Genomic DNA, 260 nt, shown 5'->3' on the forward strand with positions numbered 1-260 from the left:
TCAGTATCGGCTTTGGCGCTCCGGATCGCCGCTGCTCCGGTCCGCGCCGGAACCGCGCATTTGCGCGCCGCCCGCGCGCCGCCTCGCATCGGCGGCGCTGCGCTGCGCCCTCGGGGGCACGGTTCCATACCGAGCCAGCGCTTTCGATCTGACCAAGGACATGTCGCGATCTCGCCTGCACCCGCCGCTGTTCCTGGCCGGCGCGCTCGCCTGCGCTCCCGCACTGGCCGTCCCCGGCACGGCGCTCGACCTCTACGGCC

At 73.8% G+C, this 260-nt stretch carries 1 protein-coding gene; it reads left to right on the top strand.

Annotated features, from left to right (window positions below; all coding sequences use genetic code 11):
* On the top strand, nucleotides 1-260 hold a 260-nt coding region (locus tag KVT32_RS30465), incomplete at both ends, for a hypothetical protein (RefSeq protein ID WP_217619475.1).

Source organism: Achromobacter sp. GbtcB20, assembly GCF_019091095.1.
Classification (GTDB): Bacteria; Pseudomonadota; Gammaproteobacteria; order Burkholderiales; family Burkholderiaceae_B; genus Achromobacter; species Achromobacter mucicolens.